21 protein-coding genes are annotated in these 19,514 nt (G+C 71.0%); 12 read left to right on the plus strand and 9 right to left on the minus strand.

Annotation, left to right across the window (positions count from 1 at the left end):
- Positions 1-13 precede the first annotated feature (13 nt).
- Complete coding sequence (gene purD, locus EDF27_RS00150; RefSeq protein ID WP_123701393.1) at positions 14-1,282, plus strand: phosphoribosylamine--glycine ligase; 1,269 nt, start codon at positions 14-16, stop codon at positions 1,280-1,282.
- Complete coding sequence (locus EDF27_RS00155) at positions 1,279-2,160, plus strand: phosphoribosylaminoimidazolesuccinocarboxamide synthase (protein ID WP_123701392.1); 882 nt, start codon at positions 1,279-1,281, stop codon at positions 2,158-2,160. Before purD ends, EDF27_RS00155 begins: the two co-directional genes overlap by 4 nt.
- Positions 2,161-2,472: 312 nt before the next feature.
- Here the strand turns inward: EDF27_RS00155 and EDF27_RS00160 are convergent, their stop codons facing one another.
- On the minus strand, positions 2,473-3,675 hold the full coding sequence (locus EDF27_RS00160) for a GAF domain-containing SpoIIE family protein phosphatase (RefSeq protein ID WP_123701391.1): 1,203 nt from the start codon (positions 3,673-3,675) through the stop codon (positions 2,473-2,475).
- A gap of 168 nt (positions 3,676-3,843) precedes the next feature.
- On the opposite strand from EDF27_RS00160, the gene EDF27_RS00165 reads away from it, so the two are divergent.
- The 5 genes from EDF27_RS00165 to EDF27_RS00185 are packed head-to-tail and all read left to right on the plus strand — an operon-like array spanning position 3,844 to position 7,848.
- Positions 3,844-4,752, plus strand: a complete 909-nt coding sequence (locus EDF27_RS00165) for an ABC transporter ATP-binding protein (protein ID WP_123654407.1) — start codon at positions 3,844-3,846, stop codon at positions 4,750-4,752.
- Entirely contained in the window at positions 4,749-5,561 is an 813-nt protein-coding gene (locus tag EDF27_RS00170; RefSeq protein WP_243698157.1) for an ABC transporter permease, read from the plus strand. The genes EDF27_RS00165 and EDF27_RS00170 overlap by 4 nt, the downstream gene beginning before the upstream one ends.
- 53 nt (positions 5,562-5,614) lie before the next feature.
- On the plus strand, positions 5,615-6,895 hold the full coding sequence (locus tag EDF27_RS00175; protein WP_132046693.1) for a histidine kinase: 1,281 nt from the start codon (positions 5,615-5,617) through the stop codon (positions 6,893-6,895).
- On the plus strand, positions 6,892-7,518 hold the full coding sequence (locus EDF27_RS00180; RefSeq protein ID WP_123654409.1) for a response regulator transcription factor: 627 nt from the start codon (positions 6,892-6,894) through the stop codon (positions 7,516-7,518). Before EDF27_RS00175 ends, EDF27_RS00180 begins: the two co-directional genes overlap by 4 nt.
- A 9-nt stretch (positions 7,519-7,527) precedes the next feature.
- Positions 7,528-7,848 (plus strand): hypothetical protein, encoded by a 321-nt coding sequence (locus EDF27_RS00185; protein WP_123701389.1) that lies wholly within the window; start codon positions 7,528-7,530, stop codon positions 7,846-7,848.
- A gap of 6 nt (positions 7,849-7,854) precedes the next feature.
- On the opposite strand, the gene EDF27_RS00190 is transcribed toward EDF27_RS00185, so the two are convergent.
- The 4 genes from EDF27_RS00190 to EDF27_RS00205 form a co-directional block, all read right to left on the minus strand.
- Positions 7,855-8,871: a PDDEXK nuclease domain-containing protein gene (locus tag EDF27_RS00190; RefSeq protein WP_123701388.1), complete on the minus strand. Its 1,017-nt coding sequence runs from the start codon at positions 8,869-8,871 to the stop codon at positions 7,855-7,857.
- 63 nt (positions 8,872-8,934) lie between these two features.
- A complete protein-coding gene (locus EDF27_RS00195) occupies positions 8,935-9,762 on the minus strand; it encodes an AraC family transcriptional regulator (RefSeq protein ID WP_165931282.1) in 828 nt (275 codons plus the stop codon).
- Between the two features lie 17 nt (positions 9,763-9,779).
- On the minus strand, positions 9,780-10,391 hold the full coding sequence (gene lepB, locus EDF27_RS00200) for a signal peptidase I (RefSeq protein ID WP_123701387.1): 612 nt from the start codon (positions 10,389-10,391) through the stop codon (positions 9,780-9,782).
- Positions 10,388-10,855, minus strand: a complete 468-nt coding sequence (locus EDF27_RS00205; RefSeq protein ID WP_132046695.1) for a hypothetical protein — start codon at positions 10,853-10,855, stop codon at positions 10,388-10,390. The genes lepB and EDF27_RS00205 overlap by 4 nt, the downstream gene beginning before the upstream one ends.
- Before the next feature lie 264 nt (positions 10,856-11,119).
- Here EDF27_RS00205 and EDF27_RS00215 point away from each other — a divergent pair, with 264 nt between their 5' ends.
- Both EDF27_RS00215 and EDF27_RS00220 read left to right on the plus strand, forming a co-directional pair.
- Entirely contained in the window at positions 11,120-12,004 is an 885-nt protein-coding gene (locus EDF27_RS00215) for a VOC family protein (protein ID WP_123701384.1), read from the plus strand.
- Between the two features lie 141 nt (positions 12,005-12,145).
- On the plus strand, positions 12,146-12,712 hold the full coding sequence (locus EDF27_RS00220; RefSeq protein WP_123701383.1) for a GNAT family N-acetyltransferase: 567 nt from the start codon (positions 12,146-12,148) through the stop codon (positions 12,710-12,712).
- A 105-nt stretch (positions 12,713-12,817) separates the two neighbouring features.
- Here EDF27_RS00220 and EDF27_RS00225 read toward each other — a convergent pair whose 3' ends face one another.
- Together EDF27_RS00225 and EDF27_RS00230 are read right to left on the minus strand one after the other, a co-directional pair.
- Complete coding sequence (locus EDF27_RS00225; protein ID WP_123701382.1) at positions 12,818-14,347, minus strand: catalase; 1,530 nt, start codon at positions 14,345-14,347, stop codon at positions 12,818-12,820.
- 103 nt (positions 14,348-14,450) lie between these two features.
- Positions 14,451-14,894 carry a Fur family transcriptional regulator gene (locus tag EDF27_RS00230; RefSeq protein WP_123654418.1) on the minus strand — a complete coding sequence of 148 codons (444 nt, stop codon included), beginning with the start codon at positions 14,892-14,894 and terminating at the stop codon, positions 14,451-14,453.
- A 215-nt stretch (positions 14,895-15,109) separates the two neighbouring features.
- Between EDF27_RS00230 and EDF27_RS00235 the strand changes: the two genes are divergently transcribed.
- Entirely contained in the window at positions 15,110-15,910 is an 801-nt protein-coding gene (locus tag EDF27_RS00235) for a cytochrome c oxidase assembly protein (protein WP_165931283.1), read from the plus strand.
- Between the two features lie 263 nt (positions 15,911-16,173).
- Here EDF27_RS00235 and EDF27_RS00240 read toward each other — a convergent pair whose 3' ends face one another.
- Entirely contained in the window at positions 16,174-17,805 is a 1,632-nt protein-coding gene (locus EDF27_RS00240) for a DHA2 family efflux MFS transporter permease subunit (protein ID WP_123654420.1), read from the minus strand.
- Entirely contained in the window at positions 17,802-18,410 is a 609-nt protein-coding gene (locus EDF27_RS00245) for a PadR family transcriptional regulator (protein ID WP_243698158.1), read from the minus strand. The genes EDF27_RS00240 and EDF27_RS00245 overlap by 4 nt, the downstream gene beginning before the upstream one ends.
- A 145-nt stretch (positions 18,411-18,555) precedes the next feature.
- Here EDF27_RS00245 and purS point away from each other — a divergent pair, with 145 nt between their 5' ends.
- Positions 18,556-18,810: a phosphoribosylformylglycinamidine synthase subunit PurS gene (purS, locus tag EDF27_RS00250; RefSeq protein ID WP_123654421.1), complete on the plus strand. Its 255-nt coding sequence runs from the start codon at positions 18,556-18,558 to the stop codon at positions 18,808-18,810.
- A gap of 5 nt (positions 18,811-18,815) precedes the next feature.
- Complete coding sequence (gene purQ, locus EDF27_RS00255) at positions 18,816-19,511, plus strand: phosphoribosylformylglycinamidine synthase subunit PurQ (RefSeq protein WP_123654422.1); 696 nt, start codon at positions 18,816-18,818, stop codon at positions 19,509-19,511.
- The last annotated feature ends 3 nt before the right edge of the window (positions 19,512-19,514 follow it).

Raw genomic sequence — 19,514 nt, forward strand, 5'->3', positions numbered from 1 at the left:
GTAGGGTGATCTGGTGCGAATCCTCGTCCTCGGTTCCGGTGCCCGCGAGCACGCGATCATCACGGCGCTCCTCGCAGAGTCCGCCGGTCACGTCATCACGGCAGCGCCCGGCAACGCCGGCATCGCAGCCGACGTCGAGACGGTGTCGCTCGACCCCACGAACGGGCCGCTCGTGGCCGAGTACGCGATCGAGAACGACATCGAACTCGTCGTCATCGGGCCGGAAGCGCCGCTGATCGCCGGCGTCGCGGACCCGCTCCGCACCCGCGGCATCCCGGTGTTCGGTCCGAGCAAGGCCGCCGCTGCGCTCGAGGGGTCGAAGGCCTTCGCGAAGCGGATCATGTCCGAAGCGAACGTGCCGACCGGTCGCCCGGTGTACGCCGGCACCATCGACGAAGCCGTCGCCGCGATCGACGAGCTCGGCGCCCCCTACGTCGTCAAGGCCGACGGGCTCGCGGCGGGCAAGGGCGTCCTCGTGACCGAGGACCGCCAGGCAGCCGTCGACCACGCCACCTACTGGCTGCAGCACGGCCCCGTCGTGGTGGAGGAGTTCCTCGACGGCGAAGAAGTGTCGCTGTTCTTCCTCAGCGACGGTCACGACATAGCGCCGCTCAGCCCCGCGCAGGACTACAAGCGCCTCGGTGACGGCGATGCCGGCCCGAACACCGGCGGCATGGGCGCCTACTCGCCGCTCCCGTGGCTCGCCGACCGCTGGGGCTCCGAGGCCGCCTTCGTGGCCGAGGTCGCGGACCTCGTCGCACTGCCCACCGTCCGCCGTCTCGAGCACGAAGGCACGCCGTTCGTCGGCCTGCTCTACTGCGGCCTGATCGTCACCGAGCAGGGCGTGCGGGTCATCGAGTTCAACGCGCGCTTCGGCGACCCGGAGACGCAGGTCGTCCTCCCCCGCCTCGCCACCCCGCTGAGCGAGCTCCTCCTCGCAGCCGCGTCAGGGCAGCTCGGCAGCCACCCGGCGCCCGTGTTCCACGACGACGCCGCCGTGACCGTCGTCCTCGCGAGCGAGGGCTACCCGGAGAACCCGAAGACCGGCCGCGTGATCACCGGCATCGACGCCGCGAACGCCCGTGACGGCGTCTCGGTGCTGCACGCCGCCACCGGGCTCCTCGACGGCAAGCTCGTCGCGACCGGCGGCCGGGTGCTCAGCGTGGTCGCCACCGGCGCCGACTTCACCGAAGCGCGGGACCGCGCGTACGCCGGTCTCCACGACATCACCCTGCAGGGCTCGCAGTCCCGCACCGACATCGCCGCGAAGGTCACCCGATGAGCGCAGCAGCACCCCGGGTCGACGGATGGAAGCACGTCTCCTCCGGCAAGGTCCGTGAACTCTACGTCCCCGCCGACACCGCGAACGTGGCCGGCGCGACCGAGCTCCTCCTCGTCGCGTCCGACCGGGTCAGCGCCTACGACTTCGCCCTCGAACCGCCGATCCCGGGCAAGGGTGAACTCCTCACCCGCCTGTCCCGCTTCTGGTTCACGCAGCTCGGCGACGTCCCGAACCACCTGCTCGGCCCGACGGGCACGAGCACACCGGTGCCGGCGGACATCGCGAGCCGCTCGATGCACGTGATGCCGCTCCGGATGTTCCCCATCGAGTGCGTCGTCCGCGGGTACCTCGTCGGCAGCGGCTGGGCCGAGTACCAGGAGTCCGGCAGCGTCTGCGGTGTCGCGCTCCCCGAGGGGCTCGCCAACGGCGACCGGCTGCCCGAGCCGATCTACACGCCGGCGTACAAGGCGCCGCAGGGCGAGCACGACGAGAACATCTCGTTCGAGCGCACGGAAGAACTCGTCGGGCCCGAGATCGCGGCGCAGCTCCGCGACCTGTCGCTGCACGTCTACTCCGAGGCGGCGGCCATCGCCCTGCAGCGCGGGGTCATCATCGCCGACACGAAGTTCGAGTTCGGGCACGACACCTCCGGGCAGATCCGCATCGGGGACGAAGTCCTGACGAGCGACTCCAGCCGGTACTGGGACGCCACCTCGTACGACCAGGGCAACCGGACCGACTCGTTCGACAAGCAGATCGTGCGGAACTGGCTCAGCGACCACTGGGACAAGCAGGGCGTGCCGCCGGTGCTCCCCGACGAGATCGTCGAGCGCACGGCCGCCCGCTACCGCGAGCTCATCGAGCGCCTGGGCGCGTAGCGCGCTCGCTCGCCCCCCTCTGCGAAGGTGGTCGATTCGCGCGTCGGTGGTCAGTTCTCCCGACCGCCGACGCGCGTTTCCGCTTTCCATGGCGCGCGTTGTGAGTCAGAACGCACCGCTTGGAGGCACGGTGCCACACCGCCGGACCGGCACCGGGCCTCCAGGCGGTCCCGTCCGGTCGCCGCGACCACCGCGCGTCGCTGAGATCGCAGTTGGTGTCGCCTATTCGGCGCAGGTTCGACACGAAGTGCGACCTCACCGAGACTGCGGGCGCGCGACGCGACGCGACGCGCGCGCGCGACGCGCGCGCACTCAGGCGTCGCGCGCGACGACGACGACCGTCAGGTCGTCCCCCGGGTCGTGGGACGCCGCGCGGGCCCGGATGCGCTCCAGGAACACCGCGGCGTCCGCCGACTTCCGGTACAGCCCGCCGAGCCGGGAAAGCGACGCGAGCGTGGAGTCCCACAGCTCGAGCGCGCCGTCGCTCACCAGGATCAGGGTGTCCCCCGGCTCGAGCAGCAGGGACCCGGCGGTGCGGGACAGCCCCGTCGGGTGCAGTCCGAGCGGCAGGTCGAACGAGCGGTGGATGGTCTCGGTGCCGTCGGTGTGCAGCTGCAGGACGAGGCCGTGCCCGGCGTCGACGAAGTCCACGCGACCCGTCGCCGGAGAGAGCACCCCGTGGAACAGCGTGGCGAAGGACTCGGCGCGGCTGAGCTCCGGGGCGACCTGGGCCTCGAGCGCGGTGACGGCTGCGTCCGCCGGGGACGTGGCGTGTGCGAGCAGCGCGCCGCGGATGTTCGCCGCGAGGAGCCCCGCCGACATCCCCTTCCCCATCACGTCGGAGACGGTGACGTGGAGTCCCCGGTCGGACACGTGCCAGTCGTGGAAGTCACCCGACACGACACCGTGCGGGACGGACATCCCGGTGACGCGGTAGCCGGGCACGTCGACGGCTCCGGGTTCGAGGCCGGCGAGCACCGAACGCAACCGGTCCTCGTCGGCGCCGGCCGCGAGCTCCCGCGCAGCCCAGGTGCCGAGCTCCTCGAGCAGGGCGACGTCGTCGGGTTCGAGCGTCCGCGGGGTCGGGTCGATGAGACAGAGCGTGCCGACCTTGACGTCCTCCGACCCGACGTGCAGCGGCACCCCGGCGTAGAACCGCACGTTCGGGTCGCCGGTGACCATCGGCAGGTCGCGGAAGCGTGCGTCGATCTGCGCGTCCGGCACGAGCACCGGCCCGGTGCTCGCGAGCGTCCGCCCGCAGAAGGTGTCCTGCAGCGGGATGACCGGCTCGAAGACCCTGGCGCTCTGCTGCGACTTGATGACCAGGTGGTCGTCGCCCGCCAGGTTGAGGAACGAGCCGGAGACACCGAACGCCTCTCGCGCGATGCGGGTGATCCGGTCGAAGCGTTCCTCCGCGCCACCCTCGACGACGTCGAGCGCGGCGAGCAGTGCCGCGCGCCGGACCGCGTCGGTCTGGGGTGTCGACGGCACTGTCGTCGCGGTCTCGGCTGTCATGGCTCCACGCTAACGCGCTAACCGGACAGGTCCTGTCCCCACATCGGAGGACCAGCGCCCCCAGTAGACGGGCCATTCCGCCGTGGACGGCCACCGTGACAGAAGTCACGGGAGATCCGTGACGGCTGCCCCATGGGCGAGTCGCGCCCGCCCCGGATGCTGGAGGACATGAACCCAGCACCCGTGATCCAGCTCAGCGGTCTCCGGAAGCGCTTCGGCCCGGTGACCGCGGTCGACGGTGTCGACCTCACCATCCGCACCGGCGAGGTGGTCGCCCTGCTCGGCCCGAACGGGGCTGGGAAGACCACGACGGTCGACCTCGCGCTCGGGCTGTCCTCCCCCACCGAGGGCACGGTGCGCCTGTTCGGCGACGACCCGCGCCGTGCGGTGATCGACGGCCGCGTCGGCGCGATGCTCCAGGGCGGCGCGCTGCTGCCCGACATGACGGTCCGGGAGGCGGTCGCCCTCGTCGGCGCCGCGCACCGGAGCCCGATGCCGATCGACGAGGCCCTCCGCCGCGCACGCTGCACCGAGATCGCCGGCCGCCGGGTGAACAAGCTCTCCGGCGGGCAGCTGCAGCGGGCACGCTTCGCGGTCGCCGTGGTCTCCGACCCGGACCTGCTGGTCCTCGACGAGCCGACCGCCGCGATGGACGTCGAGGCCCGACACACGTTCTGGTCCTCGATGCGGGAGTTCACCGACGCCGGCCGCACGGTCGTCTTCGCCACGCACTACCTCGACGAGGCCGACACCTTCGCGGACCGCATCGTCATCCTGCGCTCCGGTCGCGTCGTCGCCGACGGCACCCCCGCCGAGATCAAGGCGATCGCCGCGACGCGGACGATCCGGTTCGGCGGGGTCCCCGAGACCGCGCACGACGCGCTCCTGGCACTGCCCGGCACGGTCGGCCTGGAGGCGCGGCACGGCTCCGTCACGCTCCGCACCGACAGCTCGGACGTCACGCTCAGGGCCCTCCTCGCCTCGTTCCCGGAGGCGCACGACATCGAGGTGGTCGCCTCCACGATGGACGACGCCTTCCTCGCACTCACCCGTGACCCGATCGGAGTCCCCGCATGACCACCACGACCTCCGCGGCCGCCGTCGCCGCGCCCCTGTCCGTCCCCGCCGGCCGCGGCGGCCGGATGCCCGTCCGCTACGTGCTCCTCGAGACCAAGCGTCAGCTCCGGAACGTCCGGGCGATGGTGTTCACCTTCGCCGTGCCGGTCGTGATGCTCCTCGTCTTCGGCGCCGCGTACGGCGCCGAGCACGACCCGACCACGGGGCTGCCCTACCTCGTCGTCACCACGCTGCAGATGGCGTCGTACGGCGCGATGATGGCGGCGCTCAGCCAGGCGTTCGCGATCGTCAACGAGCGCTCGATCGGCTGGAACCGGCAGCTCCGGGTCACGCCGCTCTCCGGATGGGGCTTCCTGGTGTCGAAGGTCATCGCCGCGATGGCCTTCTCCGCGATGTCGATCGCGGTGACGATCCTGGTGTCCGTCCTGGCGCTGCACGCGTCGCTCAGCCCGATGCACTGGCTCGCGGCGGCGTTCGGCATCTGGTGCGGGGTCGTGCCCTTCGCGCTCATCGCCATCCTGATCGGGCAGTTCGCGAAGCCGTCCTTCGCGCAGCCCCTCTTCATGGTCGTGTTCATGGGGCTCGCCATCCTCGGCGGGCTCTGGGTGCCGCTGTCGATCATGCCCGCGTGGATGGGGAGCATCGCGCACCTGCTGCCCTCGTACTGGCTGAACCGGATCGGGCAGATGGGTGCCGGCGCGACCGGGACGAGCGGCATGCTCGACCCCGCGCTGGTCCTCACCGGCTGGGCGATCGTGCTCGGCGCCGTGATCATGTGGCGCTACCGTCGCGACGCCGCGCGGCAGTGAGCCACTCCACCGGCGCGCGCACGACCGGTGCTGACGGCCCTAGCCTTGCGTCCATGGACGAGGTGACGAGCGTGGCGGGCCCGAGCCGGGCCTCCCGTCAGGGGCCACGCTCGTTCCCGTGGGCCGCTCCGCCCAGCAGCGACGCGGCGGAGATCGCGCACGCACGTCGACGCTGGTACGGCGGAGCGGTCTTCGGGCTGCTGTGGCAGGTGCTGCTCATCGTGGCGCTGTGGACCGACGGCCGCTCGCTGACGGACCACGTCGTCGCGACCGTCACGCTGACGCTCGTCTACGCGTTCTACCTGGTCGCGCCGGAACTGATGTGGCGGCGGGGGCTGACCGGACGCACCGTCGTCGTCGGCTTCTACGCCCTCTGCTCGGCGCTCCTGCTCGTCGTCGTCGGCCCCCTGGCGGTGTGGTCCTGGCCGCTCCTCGTGGCGCTCTCCGGGTTCGTCGCCGCCCGGTTCTGGGTCGCCCTCGTCGTCGTCGTGCTCACCGTGCTCGGCGAACTCGTCGTCGCAGCGGTCATGGGCTGGTCGAACGCGGCGGACCTGGGGATCCTGTTCGCTCCCGTCATCACCGTCTCCGTCGGTGCGTCGATGCTCTTCTTCGGCCGACAACGCGACGCCGAGCAGCGACTCGGCGTCGCCCAGGACGAGATCACCCGGCTGGCAGTGGTCGAGGAGCGCGCCCGCTTCTCCCGCGACCTGCACGACGTGCTCGGCCACTCCCTGACCGTGGTCGCGATGAAGTCCGAACTCGCGGCGCGCCTGGTGGAGGTCGACCCGGCCCGGGCCAAGGCCGAGATGCAGGACGTCGAACGGCTCTCCCGCGAGGCACTGCAGGGACTCCGGCAGGCGGTCAGCGGGTACCGGGAGGCCGACCTGTCCGCGGAGCTCGTGTCGGCACGGGCTGCACTGTCCGCGGCGTCGATCGACGCGGACCTGCCCGTGTCGGGCGACGTCGCCGCGACGGACGTGCGGAGCCTGTTCGCGTGGGTGCTCCGCGAGGGCGTGACGAACGTCGTGCGGCACGCTGCGGCGTCGGCGGTGCGGATCACGCTGACGCGGACGTCGTTGACGGTGGAGGACGACGGGACCGGGGTGCTCGGTGCCGGTGGTGCTGGCGCTGCCGGTGCCGGTGCCGGTGCCGGTGTCGGTGGTGCTGGCGCTGCCGGCCCTGCCGGTGGTCCTGGCGTCCGGGGCGGGGACACACTCGGGGGGAACGGGCTCCGTGGACTCCGTGAGCGGGCCGACGCCGTCGGTGCGACGCTCGTCACGGGCACGAGCGACCTCGGCGGCTTCCTGCTCCGGGTGGAACGAGGGAGACGATGACCGACACGATCCGGGTGCTGCTCGCCGACGACCAGGCGCTGGTCCGCGGGGCGCTCGCGTCCCTGCTGTCCCTCGAACCCGACATCGAGGTCGTCGCGCAGGTGGCGAGGGGCGACCTGGTCCTCGACGCCGCCCGCGAGTCCGGTGCCACCGTCGCGCTGCTCGACGTCGAGATGCCCGGCGCCGACGGGCTCACCGCAGCAGCCCAGCTCGCCGCGTCGCTGCCGTCCTGCCGCTCCCTGATCGTGACGACGTTCGGCCGCCCCGGGTACCTCCGGCGAGCGCTCGAGTCCGGCGCCGCCGGGTTCGTCGTGAAGGACACGCCCGCCGAACAGCTCGCCGACGCCGTCCGTCGGGTCGCCGGGGGCTTCCGCGTCGTCGACCCGGTCCTCGCCGCCGAGTCGCTCGCCGCAGGCCCGTCCCCGCTCACGCCACGGGAGACCGACGCGCTCATCGCGTTCCGGACCGCGCCCACCGTCGCCGGGGTCGCCGCAGCGCTGCACCTGTCCGAGGGCACCGTGCGGAACCACCTGTCCGCGGCGATCGGGAAGACCGCCGCGAGGAACGCCACCGAGGCGCTGCGCGTGGCCGCCGACAACGGGTGGCTGCTCGGTTCCGCGTAGGCTTGGCGGGTGCTCCGTCGTCTCCCCACTGCCCTCGTCCTCGGTCTCGCCGCGGGCCTGGTCCTGACCGGGTGCGGTGCACAGGACTCCACCGGACGGATCTCGATCACCGTCTCCGCGAACGAAGCCGAGCACGGCTACCTGGTCGAGGTCCTCGTCCCGAACGGTCGGGCCGCGGCGCACCAGAAGGCGTTCCCCGGCGACACCCTGAACTTCGCGGGCATCGCCGTCGGCAAGGTCACCGTGCGCGCCGACGGCCTGTGCGCGAAGACCGCGACGATCGCGAGCGGCGAGGTCACCGACGTGACGCTGACGTCCAGCGGCTGCTGACCCGACTCAGTCACCGACACTCGCAGCCAACAAGCCCTCCAGTTCATGTTCTGAGGGCAGCGCGCCCCGTACGTCCTCCGGCAGCAGATCGTAGGTCGCGACGCCCACCGGGCTCTGGTGCGCTCCGAGGGAGTACCGCACGGTGGACTCGCTCTTGCCGGCGACGAGCAGGAGACCGACGGTCTCGGCGTGCGTGGACCGACGAAGACGATCGTCGACGACCGCGACGTAGAAGGACAACTGGCCCAGTTGCTCCGGTCGGAACTTCCCCGTCTTCAACTCGATCACGACGTAGCGCAGCTGGTCCACGTGGAAGAACAGCAGGTCCACGAAGAAGTCGTCCCCACCCACGTCGAAGTGCACCTGCCGCCCGACGAACGCGAATCCGTTGCCGAGTTCCCGGAGGGTGCCGGAGATACGGTCGACGAGCCGCTGCTCGAGCGCGCGTTCACCGCTGTCCCCGTCGAGAGCGAGGAAGTCGAGGACGTAGGGGTCCTTCGTGATCTGCTTCGCGAGGTCGGAGGCCCCGGGCGCGAGTGCACGCTCGAAGTTCGTCGGTGCGCCCTCGAACCGTTCGTGCGCGTTCGTCCTGATGTGGTGTTCCAGGACGCTTCGTGACCACCCGTGGTGAACCGCACGCTCGGCGTACCAGTCACGTCGTGACCGATCGTCGAAGCGACTCAACAGCACGGTGATGTGGCCCCACGGTAATCGTGCAACAGGCTGTTGCAGATCCTCAGGGTCCTGCAACGCCCTCGCGAACGCGCGCATGTACGCCAGGTTGCGCGGCGAGAATCCCTTCATGGACGGAAACGCGGTTCGCAGATCGGCTGCCAGACGAGCGACGACACCCGACCCCCACCCCGACCGCCGCTGGCGATCGAGGATGATCGCGCCGATGCGCCAGTAGAGCCGGACGAGCTCGGTGTTCACGCGCCGCTGGGCGGTGAACCGTGCGCTGCGCACCTGCTCCTTCAGCAGGTCGAGCGTCTGGACGTAATCTCTCGGAACGGGGTCTCCCATGCCGGCGACGCTAGGTCCGCGGGCATCCGCAGACGAAACATGTTGTATTCACACCCGCCCGGGTCAGGCGCCGCCAGTCCGCGCCAGCGTCTCGTTCGGGCTCTCCCCGAACCGCCGGCGGTACGCGGCGGCGAAGCGCCCGAGGTGCGCGAACTGCCACCGCCCGGCGACCTCCCGCACCGTGACGACGCCACGACGGCGCACCTGCAGCTCGAGGTGCACCCGGTCGAGCCGGACCTCCCTGAGGTACTGCATCGGCGTGACGTCGAGCGTCCGGCGGAACAGGTCCTGCACCCCGCGCTCACTCAGGCCCGCTGCATCGCCGATGTCGCCGACGGTGACGTCGTGCGCGGCGTGTTCGTGCACGAACCGCACCACGCGACGCAACCGGTTCTCGACGTCCGAGCGTGACCGGGTGAACGTCGACAGGACGACCTTCGCCACCCGGCGGTTCACGGCCCGCCGGTCGGCGTCCGGCAGTCCCGGGTCGAGGATCTGCGTGGTGACCTCGCGGAGCAGCGTCCGGAGCGGCTCGAGCCGGATGTCGCCGGCGACGGGTTGGACGAACTCCCACGGGTCCGTCCCGGCGTCCGCCCGAGCCGCGACGGTGTGCAGGAACGACGGCGACAGGTGCAGCAGTGTCATCCGGGTGGCATCGGTCTCGAAGGCGTACGCGACCGGGGCGGAGAGCATCACCGGCCGCCCTGCCTCGACCTCCCAGCGCTCGCCCGTGTCCGCGGTGACGACCGCTCGACCGTCGGACAGCCAGAACAGCACGTGGTCCGGTCGGGGGCCGATCGTGCCGGCCTGCGGGCCGTTCGTGCCGATCCGCCGCAGACGGACGTCGTCGTCACCCCCGGTGACGTACTCGAACGGCGGTGTCTCGGCCACGCGACACGGTACCGCGATCAGTTCGGGTCCGGTACCGCGTCCCATTCGTTGCCGTAGCGCGACAGCGTCGACCACCGACTGATCGGCCAGGTGATGACGAAGGCGCGGCCGACGATGTCCGACTCCGGTACGGGGCCGTGCACCCGCGAGTCCGCGGAGTTGTACCGGTTGTCGCCCATCACCCAGATCTTGCCCGCCGGGACGGTCTCGGTGAAGTCGGTCGACACGCGATCCGATCCCTGGTCGTGCAGGACGTACGGTTCGTCGACCGCGTGCCCGTTCACCTGCAGTCGTCCCTGCGCGTCACAGCACGAGACCGTGTCGCCCGGCAGTCCGATCACCCGCTTGATGAGGTCGTCACCGAGTCCCGGCCCGAGCCAGCCGCCCGGGTCCTTGAAGACGACGACGTCACCGCGCTGCAGGCCGACGGCCTTCGGGACGAGCTCGTTGACGAGCACCCGGTCCCCCACGAGCAGCGTGTTCTCCATCGACGCCGAGGGGATGTAGAACGAGCGCACCAGGTACGCCTTGACGAGGAACGACGCGAGCAGCGCGGCCACGACGATGATCACGAGGTCCCGCAGGAACCGCCAGTTCGACCGTTTGCCGGTCGTCGAGGATCCGCTCAATGCGTCAACACCACCTTCACGAGGCCGATCACGAAGGCCACGGCGGCGAGCACGATGCCGCCCCACAGCCCGAGGAACGTCGGGCGCTTGCCGCTGAACCGCTGCATGAACACGCCGACCATGCCGATGCGGACGACGAGGATCACGAGCGCTGCCGTCTGCGCCCACGGCGCCGGGATCCAGCCGATCCACGCCGCGGCGTAGAGCACCGCGGGGATCAAGCCGGAGGTGGCGATCGGGTTCGCGTTGCGCACGATGCTCACGACGGACTCGCGACGGACGTCGTCGTCGGTCTCGTCGTCGCCGATGCCGTGGGCGACGAGGTGTGAGAGCACGTGCGCCAGGTACGTCAGGACCGCCGTCGCGAGCACCGCCCACACCGCCGAGCCGTGGTGGATCGCCTCGGGGTCGACGGCGATGGCAGCAGCGAGCACGGTGATGTTCCCGTAGATGTACGAGGACATCCGGTCGCGCATCTGCGCAACGGGGAACGCCCGCCCGCCCGGGCCCCGCCCGTCCGGGCCCCGCCCGTCCGGGCCCCGCCGGTCCGGACCCTGCCCGTCCGGACCCCGACCGCGGGGAGGTCGGGCGCGATCGGTGGCGCGTCGTGAGCGTGGCATCCCTCCATCTTGGCCCTGCCCGACCGCGCTCCGCCGACAGGACGCCGAGTGCGATGCTGAGGGCGACATTTGGTTGACGCGTCAACTATTTGGGCGGACACTGGTCCCATGCACACGCAGGACCTCCTCGCCGCCGACACCGGGATGGGCGCCGTCACGCTCCGGGTCGCGAACCTCGACCGGATGATCGGCTACTACCGCGAGGGCATCGGACTGTCGCTCTTCGCGAACGACGGCGGCGTCGCCGTCCTCGGACGGCCGTCCCCATCAGGCGTCGCCGTGCCGATCGTGATCCTCGAGCACTCCCCCGCGCTCGCACACGCCGGCGCCCACGAGGCCGGCCTGTTCCACACCGCGATCCTCTTCGACACGAAGGCCGACCTCGCGGCCGCCCTGTACTCGGTCGCCACGAAGTACCCGCAGACGTTCACCGGCAGCGCCGACCACCTGGTCAGCTTCGCGTTCTACTGCACGGACCCCGAGGGCAACGGCGTCGAGCTCTACTGGGACCGCGACCGCACCGCGTGGTCGTGGACGCACGGCATGGTCGACATGGACACGAAGTACGTGGACCCGAACGCCTTCCTGCAGGAGCACCTGACGTCCTCCGCGCTGGAGTCCACAGCGACCACCCCTGGCCGGGTCGGACACGTGCACCTGTCGGTCGGCGACGTCACCGCCGCGAAGGACTTCTACGTCGACAAGCTCGGCTTCGCGACGACGGCGGGCTGGGGCGAGGCACTCTTCGTCAGCGCTGGCGGGTACCACCACCACATGGCGATGAACACGTGGAACTCGCGCGGAGCCGGACGGCGGCAACTCGCGCTCGGGCTCGGCCTCGTCCGCATCGAGGTCCCCGGCACGGACGACCTGGGCGCGCTGACGACCCGGATGCGCGACCACGGCGTGCAGACCGCGGACGACGGGCGGACGGTCGCGCTCGAGGACCCGTGGTCGAACCGCATCGAGGTGACGGCCCCCGGCCGAGGCTGACGCCTGTCGCGTTCCGGGATCACTCCACAGCCCCGAGGAGCAGTTTCGTGATGCCCATGGTGGTCCCTGCCGATCCGCGAGCGCTTCGCAGTGACGTCCAACAGCGCAAGCCCCTCGGGAGCCGTCGGGCAGGATGGACGCATGAGCGACGACATCCGGTGGGAGGTGGTCGAGGAGAGCACGCTGACCCTCCCCGACCACGAGGCGATCGCGGCGATGCTGGGGCAGGCGTTCCCGGACTGGTCGCACTGGTACGTGGGCGGCCGCAGCTGGTCCGGCATGCAACCCGAACGCCGGGTGATCGCGCGCGATGCGGACGGGGTGGTCCTCGCGCACGTCGGCATCCGGCGGATGTTCGTCACGGTCGGCGGCGAGGACGTCCTCGTGGGTGACACCGGCCTCGTGGCCGTCTCCCCTCGGCTGCAGGGCACCGGCGTCGGCCGCGAACTCATGACCAGGACACACGCCGTGCTCGACGGGCTCCGCGTTCCCTACGGGTTCCTCGGCGCAGGGGAGAACCGGATCCCGTTCTACAGCCACCTCGGCTGGCACGAGTTCCCGGAGGCGGTCGGCACGTTCTCGGCGTTCACCGCCGAGGGCGCCGGCGTCAGCAACACCGAGCAGGGCGGCTGGATGGTGCGGTCGGTGACCGCAGCACTCGAGGACTGGCCGGCAGGCCCCATCTGGCTGAACGGCCAGCAGGTCTAGCAGACGGCCAGCAGGTCTCGCAGGTCCAGCAGGTCTCGACCCAACCAACGGACGGGAGGCACGGTGCCAGCTGGCACCGTGCCTCCCGTCCGTGGAGATCGGGGCTTACGCCTCGACCGCGACCTTCTCCGGGTCCTCGTTCGAACCCGGCGCGCTCGGCGCGACCGCGGCGCGCACACGCGCACCGAGGTCGGCGTCGACGTTCGTCCAGTACGCGAAGACGCGCTCACGCAGGTCGTCGCGCGTCACCTTGGAGACGTGACCGGCGATGTTGCCGACCAGGCGCTCGCGGGCGGCGTCGTCGAGGACCTCGCGGTACATCGTGCCGGCCTGACCGAAGTCGTCGTCCTCCGGGTGGAGGGTCGCCGCGGAACGCTGCAGCGCACCGTCGGACTCCCAGCCGGGGGCGTCGTCGGTCGCGGCGGGGTCGGCGTGTGCGCCACCGAGGGAGTTCGGCGCGTACACGGGGACCTCGGACTTCTGGAAGTCGAAGCGCATCGCGCCGTCCTTCGAGTACGAGTGCACCTCGTTCTTCGGCGCGTTCACCGGCAGCTGCGCGTGGTTCGTGCCGACGCGGTACCGCTGGGCGTCCGCGTAGCTGAAGATGCGCGCGAGGAGCATCTTGTCCGGGCTCGCCGCGATGCCGGGCACGAAGTTCGACGGCGCGAAGGTGGCCTGCTCGATCTCGGCGAAGTAGTTCTCCGGGTTGCGGTTCAGCTCCATCGTGCCGACCTCGATGAGGGGGTAGTCCGCGTGCGGCCACACCTTCGTCAGGTCGAACGGGTTGAAGCGGTAGGACGCGGCGTCCTCGTAGGGCATGACCTGCACCTTGAGGGTCCAGCGCGGGTTGTCGCCACGCTCGATCGCTGCGTGGAGGTCGCGGATGTGGAAGTCCGCGTCCTCGCCGGCGATGCGGTCGGCGTCCTCCTGCGTCAGGGTCGCGTGGCCCTGCTCGGTGAGGAAGTGGTACTTCACCCAGAAGCGCTCGCCCTCGGCGTTGACCCACTGGTACGTGTGCGACCCGAAGCCGTCCATGTTCCGCCACGAGGCCGGCAGACCACGGTCGCCCATCAGCCACGTGACCTGGTGCGCGGACTCGGGCGAGAGCGTCCAGAAGTCCCACTGCATGTCGTGGTCGCGGAGGTGCGAGCCGGGCAGACGCTTCTGCGAGCGGATGAAGTCGGGGAACTTGATGCCGTCGCGGATGAAGAACACCGGGGTGTTGTTGCCGACGAGGTCGTAGTTGCCCTCGGTCGTGTAGAACTTCAGCGCGAAGCCGCGGGGGTCGCGCCAGGTGTCCGGGGAGCCCTGCTCGCCGGCGACGCTGGAGAAGCGGGCGAGCATCTCGGTCTGCTGTCCGGGCTGCAGGAACGCGGCGCGGGTGAAGCGGCTGACGTCCTGCGTGACGGTGAAGGTGCCGAAGGCGCCGCCGCCCTTCGCGTGGACGACCCGCTCCGGGACGCGCTCACGGTTGAACTGGGCGAGCTTCTCGACGAGGTAGTGGTCGTGGAGGGCGAGGGGCCCGTCCGCGCCGACGCCCATGGAGTGCTGGTCACTCGACACGGGGGCGCCGCTGTTGGTGGTCGTGGTGGGGGTGCCGGCCGGCTGGCCGGGCGTCGTGTTCTGGTCGGACACGGGTCCTCCTCGGTTGGAACGGTTGTGCGGTCAGGGGTGCTTCGGGTGGTCGGTGGGGCGGTTGCGCTGGTGCTCGCGCTCGCGCCGGTTCGTGCTGGCGCGGCTAGGCCGTGACGGGCTCGGCGTCGTCGCGCTCGGCCGCCGCACACTGCTCGCAGATCCCCCAGTAGGTGACCTCGGCGGTGGTGACGGCGAACCCGTGCGCATCCGACGGGGTCAGGCACGGCGAGTGCCCGACGGCGCAGTCGACGTCCGCGATGGTGCCGCACATGGTGCACACGATGTGGTGGTGGTTGTCGCCGGTGCGGCGTTCGTAGCGTGCGGGGCTGCCGGCCGGTTCGATCCGGCGGACGAGCCCGACGCCGGTCAGCGCCGCGAGGACGCCGTAGACCGCCTGGTGGCTGGTGGTCGGGAGCTCCGCCGCGAGTGCGGTGACGATGTCGTCGGCCGTTGCGTGCGGCATCGTCTCGGTCGCACGGAGGACCGCGAGCCGCGGGGTCGTGACGCGGAGACCGGCGGTGCGGAGCAGGTCTGCATCGGCGTCCATGGGGTCCCCTTCTTTTGCAGCAATCAAGACAACACCACTGTACACGGTTCTGCTCCTGAACCGGTTCTCACGGCGGACGGCCCCGATCCACCCGGTCGTGCGCGGAGGATTGTCGGTGCAGCGACCACAGGAGGCACCCCACGCCGTCACCGTCCGAGTTCTGGAGCACCTGGCACCTCGACCCCCTCGCCGCGGTCCTGATCGCCGTCGCCGGCGTGACGTACGGCTGGTGGGTCGTCGGCGCACACCGACGCGGCGCGCCCTGGCCGTGGTGGCGGACGCTGTCCTTCGCCGGAGCCCTGGTCCTGTTCGGGATCCTGCAGTTCGGCATCGTCGGCGTCTACGACCAGACCCTGCGGTGGGCGTTCGTGCTGCGGCTCTCGCTGCTCTTCTTCGCGGTCCCCACGTTCGCCGCGTTCGCAGCGCCGGTCACGTTGCTCTGGACGGGAGGCCCGGATCGGCTCGCCCGCGGAGCCTCCGTCCTGATGGGGTCGCGTCCGGTGCGCGTGCTCGGCAACGCGATCGTGTCGCCACTGGTCGCACTCGCGCTGTTCTGCCTCCTGCTGACACCGCTGTCGGCGGCGATCCGGACGTCCTCGGTCTGGGCCATCGCCATCACGGTGCTCGTCCCGGTGCTCGGGTTCGGGCTGCTCGCGCCGCTGTCCGAGCCCGGGGTGCTGCGCTCGTCGACGTTCGTCACGGCGGAGTTCCTGCTCGCGTTCGTGGAGTTGATGCTCGACGCGATCCCGGGCATCGTGCTGCGGATCACCGACCACGTGCTGGACGGTGCGACGCGGATGGCCGTCGGGCCGGGGTGGTTCCCGTCGCCGCTGCGTGACCAGCACCTCGCCGGAGACCTGCTGTGGTTCATCGCCGAGGTCGCGGACATCCCGGTGCTGATCTCGCTGTTCGTGCGGTGGCAGCGGACCGACCGCCGCGAGGCCCGCGCCGTCGACGCCCTCTCCGACGAGGAGATGGAGGCGCTCACGCGGGCGCACCTGTCCCGCCGCGGGTGAGCGCCGCGCGCCGGCGGGTCGGGTGGCGCGGCTGCGGGGCGTCGCGAAGGGTCGACTCGGAACGACAGGCCCGCTGTCGTACGACAACGACCTCGTCGTCAGGCGGTGTGCGCAACTGTTGCGCACGCCTGCGGACGACAGGACCGCTGTCGTACGACAGCGGTGTTGTCGCGCCGGGCCGAGCGGAGCAGGCCGAACGCGCCGGGCCAGGCACGACGGAGCCCCCGTCCACCGAGGTGGGCGGGGGCTCCGGGTGGCGCGGGTCACACGTCGGCGTGACGACCGTGGTGATCGGACGCGGCGAGCTCCGCTTCGGGGCTCGTCGGCGCGGCACCGGCGGCGTGCGAGCCGTGCTCGGCGCGGGCCGGCTCTTCCGGGGCGCCGGGCTGCGTCGCGACCGCACCGGTCTGCGCCCAGGCGACGGTCTGCTTCGGCTTCGCCAGGAACAGCGCGGCGACGATGGCCACCACGAGGACGACCGCCGGCAGGATCAGCGACTGCCCCATGGCCTTCGAGAACGGGTCGAGCAGGAAGGACGGCAGCGAACCGACCTGCTGCTCGGCGCCGCCCGCGGACGACCCACCTGTGGAGGACGGGAAGTTCGCGGTGATGCGGGCCTCGATCAGGGCGGCGATGCCGGCCGAACCGAGCACCGCACCGATCTGGCGCGTGGTGTTGTACACGCCCGAGCCGGCACCGGCGAGGCGCGGCGAGAGGTTCCGCGTCGCGGAGACCGACAGCGGACCCCACATGCAGGCGTTGGCGATGCCGAGCAGGGCGCTCGGCAGCAGGATGACCTGCCAGCCGGCGTTCGCCGCGACGAGGCCGGCGAACCAGAACAGACCACCCGAGAAGCAGGCGAGACCGAACGCGGCGACCCAGCGCGGGTTCCAGCGGTTGAGGTTCTTGCCGACCAGCGGTGCGAGGGCCGCGGAGAGCACGGCCATCGGGACGAGGAGCAGCGCGGCCTGCGTCGGGCTGAAGTCCTTGACGTCCTGCGCCCAGAGCATCAGCGGGAGGGCGAACGAGGAGATCGCGACGCCGACGGCCGTGATCGCGATGTTCGCGAGCGTGAAGTTGCGGTCCTTGAAGAGCCCGAGCGGCAGCAGCGGCTCGGTCTTCTGCACGCCCTGCCAGACCACGAACGCGGCGAGCACGACGAGGCCGGCGATGATGAGCGCCCAGACGGAGATCGGACCGGCGATGGTGCCCCAGTCGTAGGTCTCGCCTTCCTGGATGCCGAAGACGAGCAGGAACATGCCGACCGCGGAGAGCACGATGCCGAGGTAGTCGAAGCGGTGCTGGTGCCGGTCGAACGAGGGCACGAAGCGCTGCGCGAGGACGAACGCGACGACGCCGACGGGGACGTTCACGAAGAAGATCCACTCCCAGCCGAAGCCGTCGACGAGCAGGCCGCCCGCGATCGGACCGACGAGGGAGGCGATGCCCGCGGTGGCACCCCACAGGCCCATGGCCGCGCCACGGTTCTGCGGCGGGAACATCCGCGTGATGACGGACATCGTCTGCGGGGTCATCATCGCGGCGCCGAGGCCCTGCACGACGCGGGCGACGATGAGCATCTCGATCGAGCCGGAGAGCCCGCACCAGAGGCTGGCGAGCGTGAAGACCACGAGGCCGACCTGGTACAGGACCTTCGGGCCGAACCGGTCACCGAGGCGTCCGGTGATGAGCAGCGGGACCGCGTAGGCGAGGAGGTAGGCGCTGGTCACCCAGATCACGGCGTTGATGTCCGCGTCCAGCTTCTGCGCGATGGTGGGGGTGGCGACGGACACGATGGTCGAGTCGACGAGGATCATGAAGAAGCCGACGACGAGCGCCCAGAGCGCGGGCCACGGCTTCTTCTCGGTCGTCCGCGGGGGCGTGACGGTGGTCATCGAGTGGTTTCCTTGCTGTTCGTGGTGATGTCGTCGGGGACGGCCGGACCGTCCCAGGGGATGTCGCCGCTCGCGATCCGGTCGGCCGTGGCGGAGAGCCACTCGATCTGCGTCGTGAGCATGGCACGGACGTACGCCACGTCCAGGCGGAAGCGTTCCGCGAGGCCCTTGGCGCGCATGTCCGCGAGTCCCTGGTCGTAGAAGGCCAGTTCGTCACGGAGCGCCGCCACTCGCACCCGGACGGCATCGACCGCCTCGGGCACGGGGAGGTTCTCGATCTCCGCGAGGGCGAGGTGGAACTCCGGGTACTCCTCGGCGGGCTCGGCGACCATGCGTCGGAGCCCGTCGCGGAGCGCGGAACGCCCGGCGTCGGTGATGGCGTAGGTGGTGCGTTCGGGGCGGTTGCCGTCCCGGTCGGTCCCGACGACCTCGGCCAGGCCGAGCTCCGTGAGACGGCCGACCTGGTGGTAGAGCGTGCCGGGCCGCACCTTGACGTGTCGGTCGTCCTTGCGGTGGATCATCGTCTGGAACATCTCGTAGGGGTGCATCGGCCCCTCGGCGAGGAGGCCGAGCGAGGCGAACGCGAGCGGCGTGAGCGACGTCACACGAGCCTCCAGTCAGATGTTCCGGGTGGACTATTCGAGTTGGAATATACGCGTTGGAGGAGTTCTTCACAACCGGTCGGGCGCGCCGCGCGCGCCGCATAGACTGATGCGGTCCCCACCCGACCCCCCGTGCTGGAGTGAACACGTGCCAACGATCGTCGTCGAGGTCATGCCGAAGGCCGAGATCCTCGACCCCCAGGGCAAGGCGGTGGGCAACGCCCTCGCCCGCCTCGGCAAGAACGACCTGACCAACGTCCGCATCGGCAAGCGATTCGAGGTGACCGTCGACGGCCCCGTCGACGACGCCAAGCTCGCCGAGGTCCGCGAGATCGCGGCCGACATCTTCTCCAACGCCGTGATCGAGGACGTCGTCTCGGTCAGCGTCGCCGACGCGGAGTGACCTCCATGCGCATCGGTGTCATCACGTTCCCCGGTTCGCTCGACGACCGCGACGCCCAGCGCGCCGTGCGTCTCGCCGGCGCCGACCCCGTCGCGCTGTGGCACGGCGACCACGACCTGCAGGGCGTCGACGCCATCGTGCTCCCCGGCGGGTTCTCCTACGGCGACTACCTCCGTGCCGGAGCGATCGCCGCCAAGGCGCCGATCATGGCCGAGGTCATCGACGCCGCGGGCAAGGGCATGCCGGTCCTCGGGATCTGCAACGGCTTCCAGATGCTCGCGGAAGCGCGCCTGGTCCCCGGCGCCCACACCCGCAACGCGCACCAGCAGTTCATCCGCCGCGACCAGAAGCTCCGCGTCGAGAACGCCGGCACCGCCTGGACCTCCGGGTTCACCGCGCAGCAGGAGATCACCATCCCGCTGAAGAACGCCGACGGCCGCTTCGTCGCGGACGCCGACGAGATCAAGCGCATCGAGGACAACGGCCAGGTCGTGTTCCGCTACCTCGGCGTGAACCCGAACGGGTCCATCGACGACATCGCCGGCGTCTCGAACGAGCGCGGCAACGTCGTCGGCCTGATGCCGCACCCCGAGCACGCGACCGAGCCCGGCTTCGGCCCGGACACCCCCGCGGCGATGGCCTCCGGCACGGACGGCCTCACCTTCTTCACCTCCGTGATCGAGTCGACGCTCGTCAAGTGACCG

The organism is Curtobacterium sp. PhB136, assembly GCF_004346855.1.
Classification (GTDB): Bacteria; Actinomycetota; Actinomycetes; order Actinomycetales; family Microbacteriaceae; genus Curtobacterium.

What these genes read in the sequence shown, in the direction of transcription:
- EDF27_RS00155 (WP_123701392.1), top strand. Translation starts at nt 1,279, where the DNA reads ATGAGCGCAGCAGCACCCCGGGTCGACGGATGGAAGCACGTCTCCTCC.
- EDF27_RS00160 (WP_123701391.1), bottom strand. Translation starts at nt 3,675, where the DNA reads ATGACAGCCGAGACCGCGACGACAGTGCCGTCGACACCCCAGACCGAC.
- EDF27_RS00165 (WP_123654407.1), top strand. Translation starts at nt 3,844, where the DNA reads ATGAACCCAGCACCCGTGATCCAGCTCAGCGGTCTCCGGAAGCGCTTC.
- EDF27_RS00170 (WP_243698157.1), top strand. Translation starts at nt 4,749, where the DNA reads ATGACCACCACGACCTCCGCGGCCGCCGTCGCCGCGCCCCTGTCCGTC.
- EDF27_RS00175 (WP_132046693.1), top strand. Translation starts at nt 5,615, where the DNA reads ATGGACGAGGTGACGAGCGTGGCGGGCCCGAGCCGGGCCTCCCGTCAG.
- EDF27_RS00180 (WP_123654409.1), top strand. Translation starts at nt 6,892, where the DNA reads ATGACCGACACGATCCGGGTGCTGCTCGCCGACGACCAGGCGCTGGTC.
- EDF27_RS00190 (WP_123701388.1), bottom strand. Translation starts at nt 8,871, where the DNA reads ATGGGAGACCCCGTTCCGAGAGATTACGTCCAGACGCTCGACCTGCTG.
- EDF27_RS00205 (WP_132046695.1), bottom strand. Translation starts at nt 10,855, where the DNA reads ATGTCCTCGTACATCTACGGGAACATCACCGTGCTCGCTGCTGCCATC.
- EDF27_RS00215 (WP_123701384.1), top strand. Translation starts at nt 11,120, where the DNA reads ATGCACACGCAGGACCTCCTCGCCGCCGACACCGGGATGGGCGCCGTC.
- EDF27_RS00220 (WP_123701383.1), top strand. Translation starts at nt 12,146, where the DNA reads ATGAGCGACGACATCCGGTGGGAGGTGGTCGAGGAGAGCACGCTGACC.
- EDF27_RS00230 (WP_123654418.1), bottom strand. Translation starts at nt 14,894, where the DNA reads ATGGACGCCGATGCAGACCTGCTCCGCACCGCCGGTCTCCGCGTCACG.
- EDF27_RS00240 (WP_123654420.1), bottom strand. Translation starts at nt 17,805, where the DNA reads ATGACCACCGTCACGCCCCCGCGGACGACCGAGAAGAAGCCGTGGCCC.
- purQ (WP_123654422.1), top strand. Translation starts at nt 18,816, where the DNA reads ATGCGCATCGGTGTCATCACGTTCCCCGGTTCGCTCGACGACCGCGAC.